16 protein-coding genes and 1 tRNA gene are annotated in these 15,744 nt (G+C 73.0%); 13 read left to right on the forward strand and 4 right to left on the reverse strand.

Annotation, left to right across the window (positions count from 1 at the left end; all coding sequences use genetic code 11):
* Positions 1–488 precede the first annotated feature (488 nt).
* From TR42_RS05690 to TR42_RS05710, 5 genes are all read left to right on the forward strand, one after another.
* The gene (locus TR42_RS05690) at positions 489–1,784 is read left to right on the forward strand and encodes a hemolysin family protein (RefSeq protein ID WP_042213915.1); all 1,296 of its coding nucleotides are present in this window, start codon (positions 489–491) and stop codon (positions 1,782–1,784) included.
* A complete protein-coding gene (locus TR42_RS05695; RefSeq protein WP_042213917.1) occupies positions 1,781–2,821 on the forward strand; it encodes a hemolysin family protein in 1,041 nt (346 codons plus the stop codon). The genes TR42_RS05690 and TR42_RS05695 overlap by 4 nt, the downstream gene beginning before the upstream one ends.
* A 266-nt stretch (positions 2,822–3,087) precedes the next feature.
* On the forward strand, positions 3,088–3,792 hold the full coding sequence (locus TR42_RS14195) for a M15 family metallopeptidase (RefSeq protein WP_236623372.1): 705 nt from the start codon (positions 3,088–3,090) through the stop codon (positions 3,790–3,792).
* 119 nt (positions 3,793–3,911) lie between these two features.
* Positions 3,912–5,000 carry an alanine dehydrogenase gene (gene ald / locus TR42_RS05705; RefSeq protein ID WP_042213918.1) on the forward strand — a complete coding sequence of 363 codons (1,089 nt, stop codon included), beginning with the start codon at positions 3,912–3,914 and terminating at the stop codon, positions 4,998–5,000.
* A 9-nt stretch (positions 5,001–5,009) separates the two neighbouring features.
* Positions 5,010–5,501, forward strand: a complete 492-nt coding sequence (locus TR42_RS05710) for a hypothetical protein (RefSeq protein WP_042213920.1) — start codon at positions 5,010–5,012, stop codon at positions 5,499–5,501.
* 3 nt (positions 5,502–5,504) lie between these two features.
* On the opposite strand, the gene TR42_RS05715 is transcribed toward TR42_RS05710, so the two are convergent.
* Both TR42_RS05715 and TR42_RS05720 read right to left on the reverse strand, forming a co-directional pair.
* Positions 5,505–6,173 (reverse strand): SDR family NAD(P)-dependent oxidoreductase, encoded by a 669-nt coding sequence (locus TR42_RS05715; protein WP_042213922.1) that lies wholly within the window; start codon positions 6,171–6,173, stop codon positions 5,505–5,507.
* 116 nt (positions 6,174–6,289) lie between these two features.
* Positions 6,290–6,362: transfer RNA gene (locus TR42_RS05720), tRNA-Arg, on the reverse strand.
* Positions 6,363–6,474: 112 nt separating this feature from the next.
* On the opposite strand from TR42_RS05720, the gene TR42_RS05725 reads away from it, so the two are divergent.
* The 5 genes from TR42_RS05725 to TR42_RS14765 all read left to right on the forward strand — a co-directional run bounded on the left by TR42_RS05725 (position 6,475) and on the right by TR42_RS14765 (position 10,492).
* Positions 6,475–6,828: a hypothetical protein gene (locus TR42_RS05725; protein WP_042213924.1), complete on the forward strand. Its 354-nt coding sequence runs from the start codon at positions 6,475–6,477 to the stop codon at positions 6,826–6,828.
* An 81-nt stretch (positions 6,829–6,909) separates the two neighbouring features.
* Complete coding sequence (gene argS / locus TR42_RS05730; protein WP_042213925.1) at positions 6,910–8,583, forward strand: arginine--tRNA ligase; 1,674 nt, start codon at positions 6,910–6,912, stop codon at positions 8,581–8,583.
* Between the two features lie 2 nt (positions 8,584–8,585).
* Positions 8,586–9,926 (forward strand): diaminopimelate decarboxylase, encoded by a 1,341-nt coding sequence (gene lysA, locus TR42_RS05735; protein ID WP_201770780.1) that lies wholly within the window; start codon positions 8,586–8,588, stop codon positions 9,924–9,926.
* Positions 9,927–10,009: 83 nt separating this feature from the next.
* Entirely contained in the window at positions 10,010–10,165 is a 156-nt protein-coding gene (locus TR42_RS15000) for a diiron oxygenase (protein WP_143058916.1), read from the forward strand.
* Between the two features lie 120 nt (positions 10,166–10,285).
* On the forward strand, positions 10,286–10,492 hold the full coding sequence (locus tag TR42_RS14765) for a hypothetical protein (protein WP_042213929.1): 207 nt from the start codon (positions 10,286–10,288) through the stop codon (positions 10,490–10,492).
* Here TR42_RS14765 and TR42_RS14770 read toward each other — a convergent pair.
* The gene (locus TR42_RS14770; RefSeq protein ID WP_042214197.1) at positions 10,489–11,355 is read right to left on the reverse strand and encodes a DUF817 domain-containing protein; all 867 of its coding nucleotides are present in this window, start codon (positions 11,353–11,355) and stop codon (positions 10,489–10,491) included. The genes TR42_RS14765 and TR42_RS14770 overlap by 4 nt on opposite strands.
* Positions 11,356–11,410: 55 nt before the next feature.
* On the opposite strand from TR42_RS14770, the gene TR42_RS05750 reads away from it, so the two are divergent.
* Genes TR42_RS05750 through thrB form a run of 3 tightly spaced genes read left to right on the forward strand, consistent with a single transcriptional unit; the run spans position 11,411 to position 14,709 of the window.
* On the forward strand, positions 11,411–12,706 hold the full coding sequence (locus TR42_RS05750; RefSeq protein WP_042214199.1) for a homoserine dehydrogenase: 1,296 nt from the start codon (positions 11,411–11,413) through the stop codon (positions 12,704–12,706).
* On the forward strand, positions 12,707–13,765 hold the full coding sequence (gene thrC / locus TR42_RS05755; RefSeq protein WP_042213931.1) for a threonine synthase: 1,059 nt from the start codon (positions 12,707–12,709) through the stop codon (positions 13,763–13,765).
* 11 nt (positions 13,766–13,776) lie between these two features.
* Positions 13,777–14,709, forward strand: a complete 933-nt coding sequence (gene thrB, locus TR42_RS05760; RefSeq protein ID WP_052405667.1) for a homoserine kinase — start codon at positions 13,777–13,779, stop codon at positions 14,707–14,709.
* Between the two features lie 55 nt (positions 14,710–14,764).
* Here thrB and TR42_RS05765 read toward each other — a convergent pair whose 3' ends face one another.
* A complete protein-coding gene (locus tag TR42_RS05765; protein ID WP_042213933.1) occupies positions 14,765–15,727 on the reverse strand; it encodes a trimeric intracellular cation channel family protein in 963 nt (320 codons plus the stop codon).
* Positions 15,728–15,744 lie beyond the last annotated feature (17 nt).

The raw sequence follows: 15,744 nt of genomic DNA on the forward strand, positions 1-15,744 counted from the left end.
CCGGGGCGGAGGCCTGCGGCGCGTCCGCGCGCTGGGACGGGGGCGGCGGCGGGGGCGGAGGAACCGTCCCGGAGGGCTGCGGGGGCGTGGCGGGGGTGGGGGACTGCCCGGTGCCAGGGGTCTCCTGGGGCGCGGCGGCCTCGCCCGGTGTCGCATCGGCCCCGTGCGCGCCGCCCAGGATGAGCGACGCAACGGACGGGGCACCTGCAGCACGGGCGATGGAGACGCGGTCGGTATCGGGCGCAGAGGTGTCTGGGGACACGGTTGTAGCCGCTCGCTTTCTTGGCGCATCAGCGTCGATGGTGATAAGTGCTCCTATCATCGTCGGAACTTCGGGACTGGTGAAACCACCGGGCCGTCATTTGGGCAAACTTTTACGGCACCGACGGAAGACCCTGACGGTTCCCAGGGAGTACGCAGACTCTCGCCGAGGTCGCGGCGCCGCTGTATCCTTGCGACACCATGGACCCTGACAGTTCCAGCCCCTCATGACCGCCTGGATCCTCGTGGGCGTCGGCGTGCTCCTCACGCTCGGCACCGCGGTGTTCGTCGCCGCAGAGTTCTCCCTCGTCGCTCTCGACCCGTCGCACGTCGACGACGGTCCGCGCGCGAGGCGCGTGCGCTCCGCGCTCCGGCACCTCTCGACGCAGCTCTCCGGCGCGCAGGTCGGCATCACCATCACCACCATCCTGCTCGGCTACACCGCGCAGCCCGCGCTGGTCGAGCTGCTCTCGGTGCCGCTGTCCTCGAGCGCGCTGTCGCGCGCCGCGGTCGCGGGGCTCGCGGGCACGCTCTCGCTGGTGCTCGTCAACGCGTTCTCGATGATCGTGGGCGAGCTGGTGCCCAAGAACGTCGCGCTCGCGGACGCGATGCGGACCGCGCGGGTCGCCGCGCCCCTCAACATGGCCTTCACCACGGCGCTGCGCCCGGTCATCGCGACCCTCAACGCCGCCGCGAACGCGATCCTCCGGCTCATGGGGATCGAGCCGAAGGAGGAGCTCGCCGGCGGGCGCTCGCGCCAGGAGCTCGCGGCGCTGGTGAGCCGCAGCGCCGAGGCGGGCACGCTCGCGCCGGCGACCGCGCTGCTGCTCAAGAACTCCATCGAGCTCGACGACCTCGCGGCCATCGACGTCATGACGGACCGCACGCGCCTCCACACGCTCGGGCGCGACGCGACCGCCTGGGACGTCATCGCCGCGTCGCGCGCCACGGGCCACTCCCGCTTCCCGATCGTGGGCGAGGGCACCGACGACATCGTCGGCATCGTCCACCTCCGCGCGGCGATCGCCGTGCCCGCGCACCGCCGCGGCGAGGTGCCCGCGGGCGCGCTCATGGCCGATGCGCCGCGCATCCCGGAGACGATGCAGATGGGTCCGCTCCTCGTCGAGCTGCGCGGGCTCGGGTACCAGTGCGCGATCGTGGTCGACGAGTACGGCGGCACCGCCGGCTTCGTCACCCTCGAGGACGTGGTCGAGGAGCTCGTCGGCGACGTCGCGGACGAGCACGACCGTCGCCGCGCCGCGGTCCACCGCGCGCCCGGCGGCGCATGGATCGTGCCGGGCGACCTGCGACCCGACGAGGTCGAGGAGCGCACCGCCCTCGTCATCCCGGAGTCCCCGGCGTACGAGACCTTGGGAGGCTTCGTCATGGCCCGGCTGGGCCGCGTCGCCGCCGCCGGCGACGAGGTCGAGGCGCCCGGCGTGCGCGCACGCGTCGAACGCATGGAGGGTCGTCGCATCGACCGCGTCCGCCTCACCCCCGTCGCGACGGAGGAGCACGCATGAGCCCCGGCATGACGCTCGCGATCATCGGGCTGCTGCTCGCCAACGCGTTCTTCGTGGGCGCCGAGTTCGCGATCATCTCCGCGCGCCGCAGCTCGATCGAGCCGCGCGCGGCCGAGGGGTCGCGCGCCGCCCGCACGGTGCTGTGGGCGATGGAGAACGTGTCGCTCATGCTCGCCACCGCGCAGCTGGGCATCACCGTGTGCTCGGTCGCGCTCGGCGTGGTCGCCGAGCCGGCGCTCGCGCACGCCCTCGAGCCGGTGCTCCACTCGCTCGGCCTGCCCGAGGGCAGCGCGCACGCGGTCGCCGTCGCGATCGCGCTGCTCGTGATCGTGGGCCTGCACGTCGTGGTGGGCGAGATGGTGCCCAAGAACGCCGCGGTGTCGAGCCCCGACCGCGCGGCCATGGTCTTCGGGCCCCCGCTCGTCGCGATCGCCCGCGTCGCCCGCCCCATCATCGGCGCGCTCAACTGGGTCGCCAACGGCATCGTGCGCCTGCTCGGCTTCGAGCCGAAGGACGAGGTCACCAGCGCGTTCACCGCGGACGAGGTGCAGAGCATCGTCGAGCGCTCCTCCGCCGAGGGGACCATCTCCGACCCGTCGGGGCTGCTCACCACGGCGATCGAGTTCTCGGAGCGGTCCGTGGGCGAGGTCATGGTGCCCGCCACGGGCGTCACCGCGGTCGAGCTCGGCGTCACGGTCGACGATCTCGAGCGCGTCGCGACCGACACCGGCTTCTCGCGGTTCCCCGTCACCGACGGGGGCGTCTACGTCGGCTACCTCCACATCAAGGACGGCCTGTTCGCGCGTCCGGGCGAGCGCGAGGAGCCCATCCAGGCGTGGCGCGTCCGCGACCTGCCGTCGGTCGGCTTCGATGCCGAGGTGGAGACCGCGCTGGCCCTCATGCGTCGCTCGGGCGCGCACGTGGCCGCGGTGGCGCAGGACGGCGCCACGGTCGGCGTCGTGTTCCTCGAGGACATCCTCGAGGAGCTGGTCGGGGAGGTGCGCGACTCCCTCGCGCGCCGCCAGCGGCAGCGATAACGACGTTGTGCGATCGCCCATCTACCAGGGTAGATGCCGCTTGACGTAACGGTGTGATGCACCTCGCAGAAGCGGGGCTTGGAATGACCGTTACCGTTTGGTAATAATTGACTCGGCCCCCCGGCTGAGAACGCTCTCCCGGGGTGCTGTCCTATCCGACACGACCCCGGGAGCACATGGTGAGCATGCGCGGCGCACTCCACGCACCGCGCTCGACGCACCGCTCCCGCAAAGAGCGTCGGATCGAGCGCACGCAGGAGATCCAGGTGCGCACCAGCAAGCGACGCCAGCGCGTGCTCACGCGCGGCGGCGTGCTCTTCGGCTTCCTCGCCGCGATGGTCGTCTACCCCGTGATGGGCACCATCGCGCCGTACGCGAACGCCGCCGAGCAGATCCCCGGCGTGGTCAAGGGCGAGTCGCCCACCACGGCGACGGCGATCCTCGGCGCGGCGCCCCAGTTCGAGTCGTCGGACCTCCCGCTGCCGTCGGTCGACGAGCAGGCGGGGGCGATCCTCACCTCCGCGGACGTGCCGGTGGCGTCGAACCTGCTGCCGGACTGCGATCCCGACTACGACCCCGACATGTCGAACGGGCGCCTCTCGAGCGACCAGCTCTGCGACCTGTGGGTCGCGGGCGAGTCGATGCGTCCCGATGCGGCGCTCGCCCTTGCCGCGCTCAACGAGCGCTTCCGCGCTCAGTTCGGCACCGACATCTGCATCGCCGACACCTACCGCGACATCTACAGCCAGTACGCGACCAAGGCCTCGCGCGGGTATCTCGCGGCGACGCCGGGCACGTCGATGCACGGCCTCGGCCTCGCGGTCGACCTGTGCCGCTCGCACGCCTCGGGCGTCTACTTCTCGTGGCTGTCGATCAACGCCGGCAACTACGGCTTCATGAACCCCGACTGGGCGAAGACGAGCAAGTACGAGCCCTGGCACTGGGAGTACCAGACGCAGGACCAGTACTGAGCCGTCCCGCTCACGTGAACGCCCGCGCGCTTCCGGCCGCGGGCGTCGTCATGTCCGCGGCGGCATCCGCGGTGTAGGACTGGAGGGGACGGAGCCGTCCACCGTCCCAGGAGGAGCCCGTGATCATCGGGGTCCCGGCGGAGACCAAGCCGGGCGAGACGCGCATCGGTCTCGCGCCCGCGGGGGTCCATGCGCTCGTCGCGCGCGGTCACGCCGTGGCGGTCGAGGCCGGCGCGGGCCGGCGGGCGGGCATCGGGGACGATGCGCTGCGCGAGGCGGGCGCAAGCCTCGTCGATGCGGACGAGGCCTGGGGCGCGGACCTGGTCGTCAAGGTCAAGGAGCCGCAGTCCGGCGAGCTGCGACGGCTCGGACCCGGCATGCTCTTCACGTTCCTCCACCTCGCCGCCGACCCCGCGCTGGCGGACGCGCTGTGCGCGGCCCGCACCACGGCCGTCTCGTACGACACCGTCCGGCTGGACGACGGCACGCTGCCGCTCCTCGCACCGATGAGCGAGATCGCCGGGAGGCTGTCGGTCCTCGCGGGCGCGCATCACCTGCTGAGCCCTTACGGCGGTCGCGGGGTGCTGCTCGGCGGCGTTCCCGGGGTGCCCGGTGCGCGGGTGGTGGTGATCGGGGCAGGGGTCGCGGGCGCGCAGGCGGTCGCGCAGGCCGTGGGGCTGGGCGCGGACGTCACCGTGCTCGACGTCTCGCTGCCGGCGCTGCGCCGGCTCGACGCGCGTCACGGCGGGCGCATCCGGACCATGACGTCGACCGGCTACGCGGTGGCCGAGGCGGTGGCGGGCGCGGACCTCGTCATCGGCGCCGTGCTGGTGCCCGGGCGCGAGGCGCCGCGCGTGGTGACGCGCGCCATGGTGGACTCGATGGCGTCCGGCGGCGTGCTGGTCGACATCGCGATCGACCAGGGCGGGTGCATCGAGGGCTCCGTGCCGACCACGCACGACGACCCGGTGCGCGCGGTCGGCGACGCGCTCGTGTACTCGGTGGCGAACATGCCCGCGGCGGTCGGCGTCACGGCCACGCTCGCGCTGACCCAGGCGACGCTGCCGTACGTGCTCCGCCTCGCCGATGCGGGCGCGGCCGCCTTCGACGCGGACCCGGCGCTGGCGCACGGCGTGAACGTGCGGGACGGGCGCATCGTCCACCCGGCGGTCGCCCAGGCGCTCGGGGCGGTGCGCGGCGACGCCTAGGCTGAGCCCATGTCCGAGACCCCCGACGGCGAGACCGCGCCGCGCACCTGGCTTCCGCTCGTCGTCGCGCTGAGCATCGCGGCGGTCATGGTGATCGGCGCGTTCGTGGCGGCGGGCCTGCGGTCGGGCATGAGCGCGGCGAAGGCGGCCGGAGTCGAGGCCTGCGAGGCGGCCTACGCCGCGACCGGGGAGGGCGGGCAGCCCGCCGCGATCGTGGGCGGCGACGTCTACGGCGCGGGGGAGTGGCGCGACCTGCGGGAGCTGCTGCTCGAGCAGGGCGTGATCGACGACGCCGACGTGCCCACGGACGATGCCGAGGCGCGCGACGCCGAGGCCGCGTCGCTCGCGTCGGCGGGGACCGATCGCATCACGGTGGTGTGGTGGCTCGACTCGGACGCGCACCTCGCGTGCACGGTGGACGTCACGGGCGAGACGGCCGACGTCGAGACCGTGGTGCTGCGGTCGCTCGAGTCGCTCGCCACGCCCGGGTCGCCCGCCTGAGCGCTACTCCCGCCCGTCCTCGAGCGGGATGAGCATCGTCCGGAAGGCGCCGGGCGCCGCCTGGATCTCCCAGATCCGCTCCGCGACCTCCTCGAGCGTGTAGCGGAGCTTCGGGATCGCGCCGGGGATGACCAGCTGGACCACGCGGACGCCCTCTCCCGCGAGCGACTCGTGCAGCATCTCGCCGTAGGCGCTCTCGGCGGGGAACGCGACCGACGTCCCGGCGAAGCCCGCGCGCGCCTGCGCCGAGGTGCCGCCGTTGATGAGCACGATGCTGCCGTCGCCGGCCTCGCGCATGGCGGGCAGGACGGCGCGCGCCGCGTGGATCAGCCCGAGCGCGGAGAACCGCAGCGCCTCGAGCGCCAGCTCCGGGGTGAGGTCCAGCACCGGGTGGAGGTAGTCGCGGGACGGCAGCGGGCTGTACTGGAGCGCGGCCACCGGGCCGAGGTCCGCCGCGGCCCGCGCGAGCGCGGCCTCGAGGCCCGCGCCGTCGCGGACGTCCGCGGCGTAGCCGCGCGCGGTCAGGCCCTCGCGCTCGAGGTCGGCGGCGAGGGCGTCGAGCCTGGCCTGGTCGCGTGAGATCAGCGCGATCGCGAACCCCTCGCGGCCGAACCTGCGGGCGACGGCGGCTCCCAGACCGGGACCGGCGCCGACGATGGCGAGAGTGGGCATGGGCGCTCCTTCGCGTCGATGGGGTCTCGCCCGACCCTAGCGCGCGCGGCGGCCACGGCGTCGGGCGCCCGGACACGACGAAGGCCCGGTGCATGCACCGGGCCTCGAACGAGAAGCGCCCCCGACAGGAATCGAACCTGCGACCTACGGTACCGGAAACCGGCGCTCTATCCGCTGAGCTACGGGGGCCCGCCCGGACTGGCCGGGCCGAATGAGGATATCAGCAGCGCACGCCGCCCTGAACCCAGGCGGGAGCCGCCGCGTCCCTCGGCTTCGAGGCGACCGCGTGGGATGCTGAGGCGTGCGCATCGTCTCCGGCCTCGCGACGGCCCTCCTCGCCCTGTCCCTGGCGGCGTGCGAGTCCCGCGGCGACGACGTCCGGGAGGCCCGCGAGGCCGATGCGATCGGGACGGTGACCAGCGTCGAGGGCGACGGCGACACGGTCGCGCTCGGCTTCGCGCCCGACCCCGGCTACGAGTACTTCGAGGGCACGGTCTTCGAGTTCGCCGACCACGGCACGCTCGCGACCGCCGACGGCGAGGCGGCGACCGCCGCGGACGTCGCCGTCGGGGACCACCTCGAGGTGTGGGTCGAGATGTGCGCGGAGTCCTTCCCCGTCCAGTGCCCCGACCCGATCGGGCGGCTGGGCGAGTAGCGGAAGGACGTCGCGCCGCGGTCGCGGGAGGCGGGCCTTCCGCGCGCGTGAAGGGCTCTCGCGCGCGCCTAGAATGGCCTGGTGACCCCCGAAGAGCTCTCCGCGACCATCCGCGCCGCCCTCCTGGCAGGCATCGACGACAGCGACTTCCAGCTGTCCCCGTTCGACGTCCCGGAGGTGAGGGTCGAGCGACCCCGCCAGCGCGACCACGGCGACTGGGCGACCAACGTCGCGATGCAGCTCGCCAAGAAGGCGGGCACCAACCCGCGCGAGTTCGCCGAGACGCTGGTCGAGCGCCTCGCCGTGATCGACGGCATCGCGACCGCCGAGGTCGCGGGACCGGGCTTCATCAACATCCGTCTCGACGCCGATGCGGCCGGCCTGCTCGCCAAGGGCATCGTCGACTTCGGCGACGGCTACGGCAGCGGCGAGTCGCTCACGGGCCACACCGTCAACCTCGAGTTCGTGTCCGCGAACCCCACCGGTCCGGTGCACCTGGGCGGCGCCCGCTGGGCCGCCGTCGGCGACTCGCTCGCGCGTCTGCTCGAGTTCCACGGCGCGACCGTGATCCGCGAGTACTACTTCAACGACCACGGCGTGCAGATCGACAACTTCGCGAAGTCCCTGGTCGCGGCCATCTTGGGCGAGGACACCCCTGAGAACGGCTACGGCGGCGCCTACATCCAGGAGACCGCCAACCGCGTCCTCATCGAGGCGATGGAGGCCGGCGACAAGGATCCGCTCGAGCTCCCGCGCGAGGAGATGCAGGAGTTCTTCCGCGCCCGCGGCGTGCACCTCATGTTCGACGAGGTGAAGAGCTCGCTGCACGACTTCGGCGTCGACTTCGACGTGTTCTTCCACGAGGACTCGCTGCACAAGTCCGGCAAGGTCGAGAAGGCCGTCACCGAGCTCAAGGAGTCGGGCGTCCTGTACGAGGCCGACGGCGCCTGGTGGCTGCGGTCGACCGAGTACGGCGACGACAAGGACCGCGTGGTCATCAAGTCGGACGGCAACCCGGCCTACATCGCCGGCGACATCGCCTACATCCGCGACAAGCACGAGCGCGGCGCCGACCGCTTCATCTACCTGCTGGGCGCGGACCACCACGGCTACATCGCGCGCCTCAAGGCCGCGGCCGCGGCGCTCGGCTACGACGCCGACTCGGTCGAGGTCATCATCGGCCAGCTGGTCAACCTGGTGAAGGACGGCGAGCCGGTGCGCATGTCGAAGCGCGCGGGCAACGTCGTGACGATGGCCGACCTGGTCGACGCGACCTCCGTCGACGCGGCCCGCTACGCGCTCGCCCGTTCGAGCGCCGACTCGACCATCGACATCGACCTCGACCTGCTCGCCTCCGCGTCGAACGCCAACCCGGTGTTCTACGTGCAGTACGCGCACGCCCGCACCGCCGGCGTGGCCCGCAACGCCGCCGAGTACGGCATCCGCCGCGAGGACGGCTTCGACCCGTCGCTGCTCACGCACGAGTCGGAGGCCGCGCTCCTGGGCGTCCTCGGCGAGTTCCCGCGCATCGTCGCCCAGGCGGTCGAGTTCCGCGAGCAGCACCGCATCGCGCGGTACCTCGAGGACGTCGCCGCCGCCTTCAACCAGTGGTACGACCGCACGCGCGTCACCCCGCAGGGCGACGAGGAGATCACGGACCTCCACCGCACCCGCCTGTGGGTGAACGATGCGACGGGCCAGGTGCTGCGCAACGGCCTGCGCCTGCTGGGCGTCTCGGCTCCCGAGAGGATGTGACCGTGAGCGCAGCCGTCTTCTCCCGCACCGTCACGCGCGGCGACGACGGCGCGCTCAGCGTCGGCGGCGCCGACGTCCGCGAGCTCGCCGGCGCGCACGGCACGCCGCTGTACGTCATCGACGAGGTGGACATGCGGGCCCGCGCCTGCGCGTTCCGCGACGAGTTCACCGCCGCCTTCGGCCGCCACGGGGCGAAGGTGGACGTCTACTACGCGTCCAAGGCCTTCCTGTCCTCGAAGGTCGCGCGGTGGATGCGGGCCGACGACCTCTGCATGGACGTCGCGAGCGGCGGCGAGCTCGAGCTCGCGCTGCGCGGCGGGATGCCCGCGGCGCGCATCGGCCTCCACGGCAACAACAAGTCCGACGCGGAGCTGCGCCGCGCGCTCGAGGTGGGCGTGGGGCGCATCATCGTCGACTCGTTCACCGAGATCGAGACGCTCGACGCGATCGCGCGCGAGCTCGGCGCCGTCGCCCCGGTGCTGGTGCGTGTCACCACGGGCGTTCACGCCGGCGGCCACGAGTACATCGCCACCTCGCACGAGGACCAGAAGTTCGGGCTCTCGCTCGCCTCGGGCGCCGCGTTCGAGGCGCTGGTCGCGTGCCAGGACGCCGAGGGCCTGGACCTGCGCGGCATCCACACCCACATCGGGAGCCAGATCCTCTCGCTCGAGGCCTTCCAGGAGAGCGCCGAGCGCATGCTCGGCCTCCGGGCGGCGTTCTTCGCGGAGCTCGGCGTCGACCTCCCCGAGGTGGACCTGGGCGGCGGCTACGCGATCCGCTACACGCCGCACGGCGAGGAGCTCACGCCGCGCGATGCGGCGTACGGGATGGCGGAGGCCGTCGCCGCGGCCCTCGCGAAGGTCGGCGGCACGTGGCCGCACCTCAGCATCGAGCCCGGGCGCGCGATCGCCGGTCCCGCCGGGATGACGGTGTACCGCGTCGGCGTGGTCAAGCACGTGAACCTCGACGAGGGCGGCGAGCGGCAGTACGTCGCGGTCGACGGCGGCATGAGCGACAACATGCGCACGGTCACGTACGGCGCCGAGTACACGGCGACGGTGGCCTCCCGCCTGTCGGACGCCGAGCCCGCGCTCAGCCGCGTGGTGGGCAAGCACTGCGAGAGCGGAGACATCGTGGTGCGTGACGTGGACCTGCCTCACGACGTCGCGCGCGGGGACCTGCTCGCGGTGCCCGCGACGGGCGCGTACGGCCGGTCGATGGCGAACAACTACAACGCCGCGCTCCGTCCGGCGGTGGTCTCGGTGCGCGACGGCGAGGCCTCCGTCCACATCCGCCGCGACACGCTCGAGGACCTCTTCTCCTGGGACGTCGCGCCCGACTGAGCCCGGCACCGTCTCTCGCCGCGCGCGAGGTGCCTCGCCGGGGTTGACTGGTGGGGAGCCCCCGGTCAGCGAAGGGAGTCATCATGGGCGAGGAAGCCGACGGCGCGAAGAAGCGGAGCATCTTCGATCCGTTGCCCGAGGAGCAGTGGGACGAGCCGGACGACGATCCGGGCGACGTGATCCCTCCGGTCGCGGTCGACATGGAGATCCTGCACCCGGTCGAGCGCCACTCCGGATGATGCGACGACGGTCGAGGTAGGGGGCTCATCCGAGCGCCGAGGGAACGCCGCGGTCGGCGCACGGCGTTGACAGAGCAGGGCGACCGCGCGGCACGCCGATGAGGACGAGGAGGTCCTGAGATGAGCGACACGTACGACGACGGCACCGAGGCGCTCAAGAAGCTCGCCGAGGAGGTCGAGCACGAGCGCGACGAGGGTCGCCCCGAGTTCGACATCGTCGAGGAGGACGAGGCGGAGGCCGTCGACGACGAGGCCCCCGCGGACGGCCCGTTGGAGCCGCTCGACCCCGATCCGACCGAGGGCGCGCCCGAGACCCGCTACCTCTAGCGCCGCTGACCTGCGCGACGTGCCGCGCGACGGCGCGTGACCGCGCTCGGCACGTCCTCGGGCAGCCCGTCGAGCACGCCCTCGAGGTGCTTGAGCGCGGCGACGATGACGAAGCTCAGCGACACCAGCAGCGCCCACGACCCGACCTTGCCGACATGCACCATCGTCCACGACACCAGCTGGTCGGGGTACCTCCACGCGCCCAGCAGCGTCGCCGCGTTCTCGGCGCACCACAGCGCGAGCCCGATCGCGACGAACGACAGCGCCAGCGGCATCCGGTAGCGACGGCCCCGCACGCCGAAGTGGACGCGCGTGCCCCGGAGCTCGAGGAGGAAGCCCGCCGCGATGAGCCAGCGCAGGTCGGGGATCCAGTGATGGGTGAAGAAGTTGGCGTACGCCGCGAGGGCCAGGACCGTCATCGGCCACAGACGGAAGCCGGTGGCGCGCAGCTCGAAGCGCCGCCAGGCCTGCACCAGGTACGAGCCGACCGCGGCGTACATGAACCCGGCGTACAGCGGCACCCCCGCGACCTTCGACCATGCCTCGTCGGGGTAGACCCAGGAGCCGACATGCACCTTGAACAGCTCGAGGGCGAGCCCCGTGACGTGGAACACGAGGATCACGCCCACCTCGCGCGTCGTCTCCCATCCGGTCGCCCACAGCACCGCGGTGAGCACGAGCGCGAAGAGCAGCAGCGCGTCGTAGCGGGGGATCGGCAGCTCGATCACGGAGGTGAGCGCGAGCGCCGCGAAGATCGCGAAGGCGAAGACCAGCGACTGCAGCTCGAGCCGGACGAAGCCCACGCCGAACCGCCAGAGGCGCCCCCACCGCCAGCGCTCCGGATCGAGCACGTCCCGTTCCATCACGCGGACCATCCTGCCCGACATGTGGGATCGGGCGGGTGAGCGCTCGGCTAGGCTGGTGGCCGTGTCCACCCCTCTCGCCCCAGTGAAGGTCGCCATCCTCGGCCCTGGAACCGTCGGCTCGGAGGTGGTGCGCCTCCTCACGCAGGAGGCCGGCGACCTCGCGGCCCGCGTCGGTGCCCCGCTCGAGATCATCGGCGTCTACGTCCGCGACACGTCCAAGGACCGCGGCCCGCACCTGCCCCCCGCGCTGCTGACCTCGGACGCCTCCGCGCTCGTCGCGCAGGCCGACGTGGTCGTCGAGCTCATGGGCGGCATCGAGCCCGCCCGCACGCTCATCCTCGAGGCCATCGCCTCGGGCGCGAGCGTGGTGACGGCCAACAAGGCGCTCGTCGCCGCGCACGGCCCCGAGCTCTACGAGGCCGCCGACGCCGCGAACGTCGACCTCTACTTCGAGGCCGCGGTCGCCGGCGCGATCCCCCTGGTCCGTCCCGTGCGCGAGTCCCTCGCCGGCGACCACATCACCCGGATCCTGGGCATCGTCAACGGCACCACCAACTACATCCTCGACGAGATGACGCGCCGCGGCCTCGACTACGACGTCGCGCTGAAGCAGGCGCAGGAGCTCGGCTACGCGGAGGCGGACCCGACCGCCGACGTCGAGGGGCACGATGCGGCGGCCAAGGCCGCGATCCTCGCCTCCCTCGCCTTCCACCAGCGGGTCGCGCTCGACGACGTCTACTGCGAGGGCATCTCGGCGATCACCGCGGACGACGTCATCGCGGCGCGCGAGACGCGCCAGGTCATCAAGCTGCTCGCCATCGCGGAGCGCACCGGCGGCGGCGTGACGGTGCGCGTGCACCCCGCGCTCGTGGGCGAGGACCACCCGCTCGCGGGGGTCCACGGCGCGTTCAACGCCGTCTTCATCGAGGCCGAGTCCGCCGGCGGGCTCATGTTCTACGGCCAGGGGGCGGGCGGCACGCCGACCGCGTCCGCCGTGCTCGGCGACATCGTCTCCGTCGCGCGTCACAAGGCGACCGGCGGCAAGGGTCCGCTCGAGTCGAACTACGCGGTGCACGAGGTGCTGCCGATCGACGCCGCGCAGACGCGCTACTGCATCCGCATGGCCGTCGAGGACCGCCCGGGCGTGCTCGCCGCGGTCGCCGCGGTGTTCCAGGAGCACGGCGTGGGCATCGAGATCGTCCGGCAGGTGCCGGGGCAGACCCACGCGGGCCTGATCCTGTCGACCTACGCGGCGCCCGAGCGCGACCTGCGCGCGACCGTCGAGGGGCTGCGCGCGTCGGACGCCGTGGCCGAGATCAAGTCCGTCCTGAGGATCGAGGGGGAGTAAGTGGCGCACGTCTGGCGCGGGATCATCCGCGAGTACCTGGACCGTCTGCCGTTCGACGAGGGCGACCGCATCGTCTCCCTCGGCGAGGGCGGCACCCCGCTGGTCCACGCCCCGTCGATCTCCTCCGAGGTCGGCGCCGAGGTCTTCGTCAAGGTCGAGGGCATGAACCCGACCGGCTCGTTCAAGGACCGCGGCATGACCTCGGCCGTGACCCAGGTGGTGAAGGAGGGCGCCCACACGGTCGTGTGCGCGTCGACCGGCAACACCTCCGCCTCGGCCGCCGCCTACGCGGCCCACGCGGGCCTCCGCTGCGTCGTCATGATCCCCCAGGGCAAGATCGCCGCGGGGAAGATGGCGCAGGCCATCGTCCACGGCGCCGACCTGGTGCAGGTGGACGGCAACTTCGACGAGTGCCTCGACATCGTCCGGGACCTCTCCGAGAAGTACCCGATCGCGCTGGTGAACTCGGTCAACCCGTACCGCCTCCAGGGTCAGAAGACCGCGGCATTCGAGATCGTCGACCAGCTGGGCGACGCTCCCGACATCCACATGCTCCCGGTGGGCAACGCCGGCAACATCTCCGCGTACTGGATGGGCTTCACCGAGGCGCTCGAGAGCGGCGCCGCCACCCGCGCGCCGCGCGTCTGGGGCGTCCAGGCCGCGGGTGCCGCGCCCTTCGTGGCCGGCCACCCGATCAAGGACCCCGAGACGGTCGCGACCGCGATCCGCATCGGCAAGCCCGCGTCGTGGGACCTCGCGATCGCCGCGCGGGACGAGTCCGGCGGCTGGATCCGGGCCGTCTCCGACGCGCAGATCCTCAACGCCCAGGCCCGCCTCGCGGCGGACGTCGGCGTGTTCGTCGAGCCCGCCTCCGCGGCGCCGATCGCGGGCCTGCTCGCGGCGGCCGCCCTCGGCGAGGTGCCGCGCGGCGCGACCATCACCTGCACCGTCACGGGCAACGGTCTCAAGGACACCGCGACGGCGCTCGGCGACCGCTCGGTCGAGCCGACCGTCATCCCCGTCGACGTCGAGGCCGCCGCCGCGGCGCTCGGGCTCTAGCGGGGCCCGCCATGGCGATGCGGCTCGCGGCGGACCACGTCCGCGTCTCGGTGCCCGCGACCGCGGGGAACCTCGGTCCGGGCTTCGACTCGCTCGGCATGGCCCTCGGCGTGATCGACGACCTCGAGGTGCGGGCCGTGGCCTCCGCCTCGGTGAGCGTCGAGATCGAGGGCGAGGGCGCCGCATCGCTGCCGCGCGACGAGTCCCACCTGGTGGTGCAGGCGCTGCGCGCCGCGCTCGACCACGTGGGCGCGTCCCAGACCGGGCTCGAGATCCGCGCCGTCAACCGCATCCCCCACGGCAGGGGCCTCGGCTCGTCGGCCGCGGCGGTGGTCGCCGGCATCGTCGCCGCCCGGGCCCTGATCGCCGAGCCCGAGGCGCTCGACGCGGCGCAGACGCTCTACCTCGCCAACGCGTTCGAGGGGCACCCCGACAACGCCGCTCCGGCCATCTACGGCGGCGCGACCGTCGCGTGGAAGGACACCGAGGGTGCGCACGCGCGCCCGCTCGTGGTGGCCTCCGAGATCGAGACGGCCGTGCTGGTGCCCTCCTCGACCCTGCCCACCAAGGAGGCCCGCGCGGTCCTGCCGGCCAAGGTGCCGCACGTCGACGCGGCCTTCAACGTCGGCCGCGCCGCCCTGCTGGTGAACGCGCTCGCCGGACGCCCCGAGGACCTCTTCGCGGCGACGGAGGACAAGCTCCACCAGGGCTATCGCGCCGACGTGCTCGGCCCCGCGACGCACATGGTGCGCGAGCTGCGCCGTCGCGGCCTCGCCGCGGTGGTCTCCGGCGCCGGACCGTCGGTGCTGGTGCTCGGCACGGGCCTCGAGGCGGCAGGCCTCGGCACGGGACGCCTCGCGTGGGCGGACGGCATCGGCGGCGACTCGTGGGCGTGCGTCCACACCGTCGAGCGGGTCCCCGGCGCGACCGGCGTGAGGCTCTAGCCTCCCTGCCGACTGGCCGGGGCGCGGATCCGCGTGCGCGGCTGCGCGCGCGCCGTTACGCCGGCTGCTGCTCCTCGGCCTCGCCGGACTCCCCGGTCTCCTCGTCCTCGAGCGACGCGATCCACTCCTCGGCCGCCGAGGACGAGCCCAGGCCGGGCGAGTACTCGTCGATGTAGATGGTCTCCGCCTCCGGCTCGGCCGCCACGGGCTCGTCCTGCGGCGCGAGCGCGGAGATCGACTCGGGATCCTCGGCCAGCGCGGGGACCGCGCCGAGCCCGGAGACCGCCGCCAGCGCGCCCGTGCCGGGGGCGAGATCGCCGAGGCCCTCGGGGAGGGTGCCCTCCTTGCGGGCCCGCTTGAACGCGGTGCGGACCTTGAGCTCGTAGGCGTGCTTGCGCGGCTGCGGGACGCGGGTGTGGAACAGCGGCCCGGTCAGGCGCACGCCGATGGTCGCGGCGGTGGCGAGCACGGTGGTGAGGATCGGGTCGACGAAGGAGATGAGGACGCCGTACGTGATCGCGCCGGCGAGGCCCGAGACCGCGTTCGGCGGGCCGAGGTACATGATCGACGAGGGGCGGCCCTGGAGGATGTCGGTGAGCATGAGGCCGCCGACCGAGGCGATCATGCCGATCACGACGGCCGGCAGGATCTTCACCCCCGCGAGCAGCGCGGTGTTGACGCCGACGCACGCGAACAGGCCGATGATGATCGAGTCCAGCCACCACAGGAAGCGGCCCAGCTTGTGGAGGTAGTAGAGGAAGCCCATGCCGATCGCCGCCGCGACGAAGGCCGCGACGAAGTACAGGGGATCGCGGATCGCGGCCGGCGGGAGGTTGCCGAGCAGCACGTCGCGGATGATGCCGCCGCCGAACCCCATCGCCGCCGCGAGGGTGAAGACCCCGACGATGTCGGTGTGCTCGTCCTCTCCGGCGCGGATGGTGCCGCCGAGCGCCCCGAAGAACACCGCGAGCAGATTGATGGCGAGGGGGAGCTCGAGGAGCTCGGGCAGGACCGTCACTACACGAGGGTACGTCC

Source organism: Demequina mangrovi (assembly GCF_000759715.1).
Lineage (GTDB): Bacteria > Actinomycetota > Actinomycetes > Actinomycetales > Demequinaceae > Demequina > Demequina mangrovi.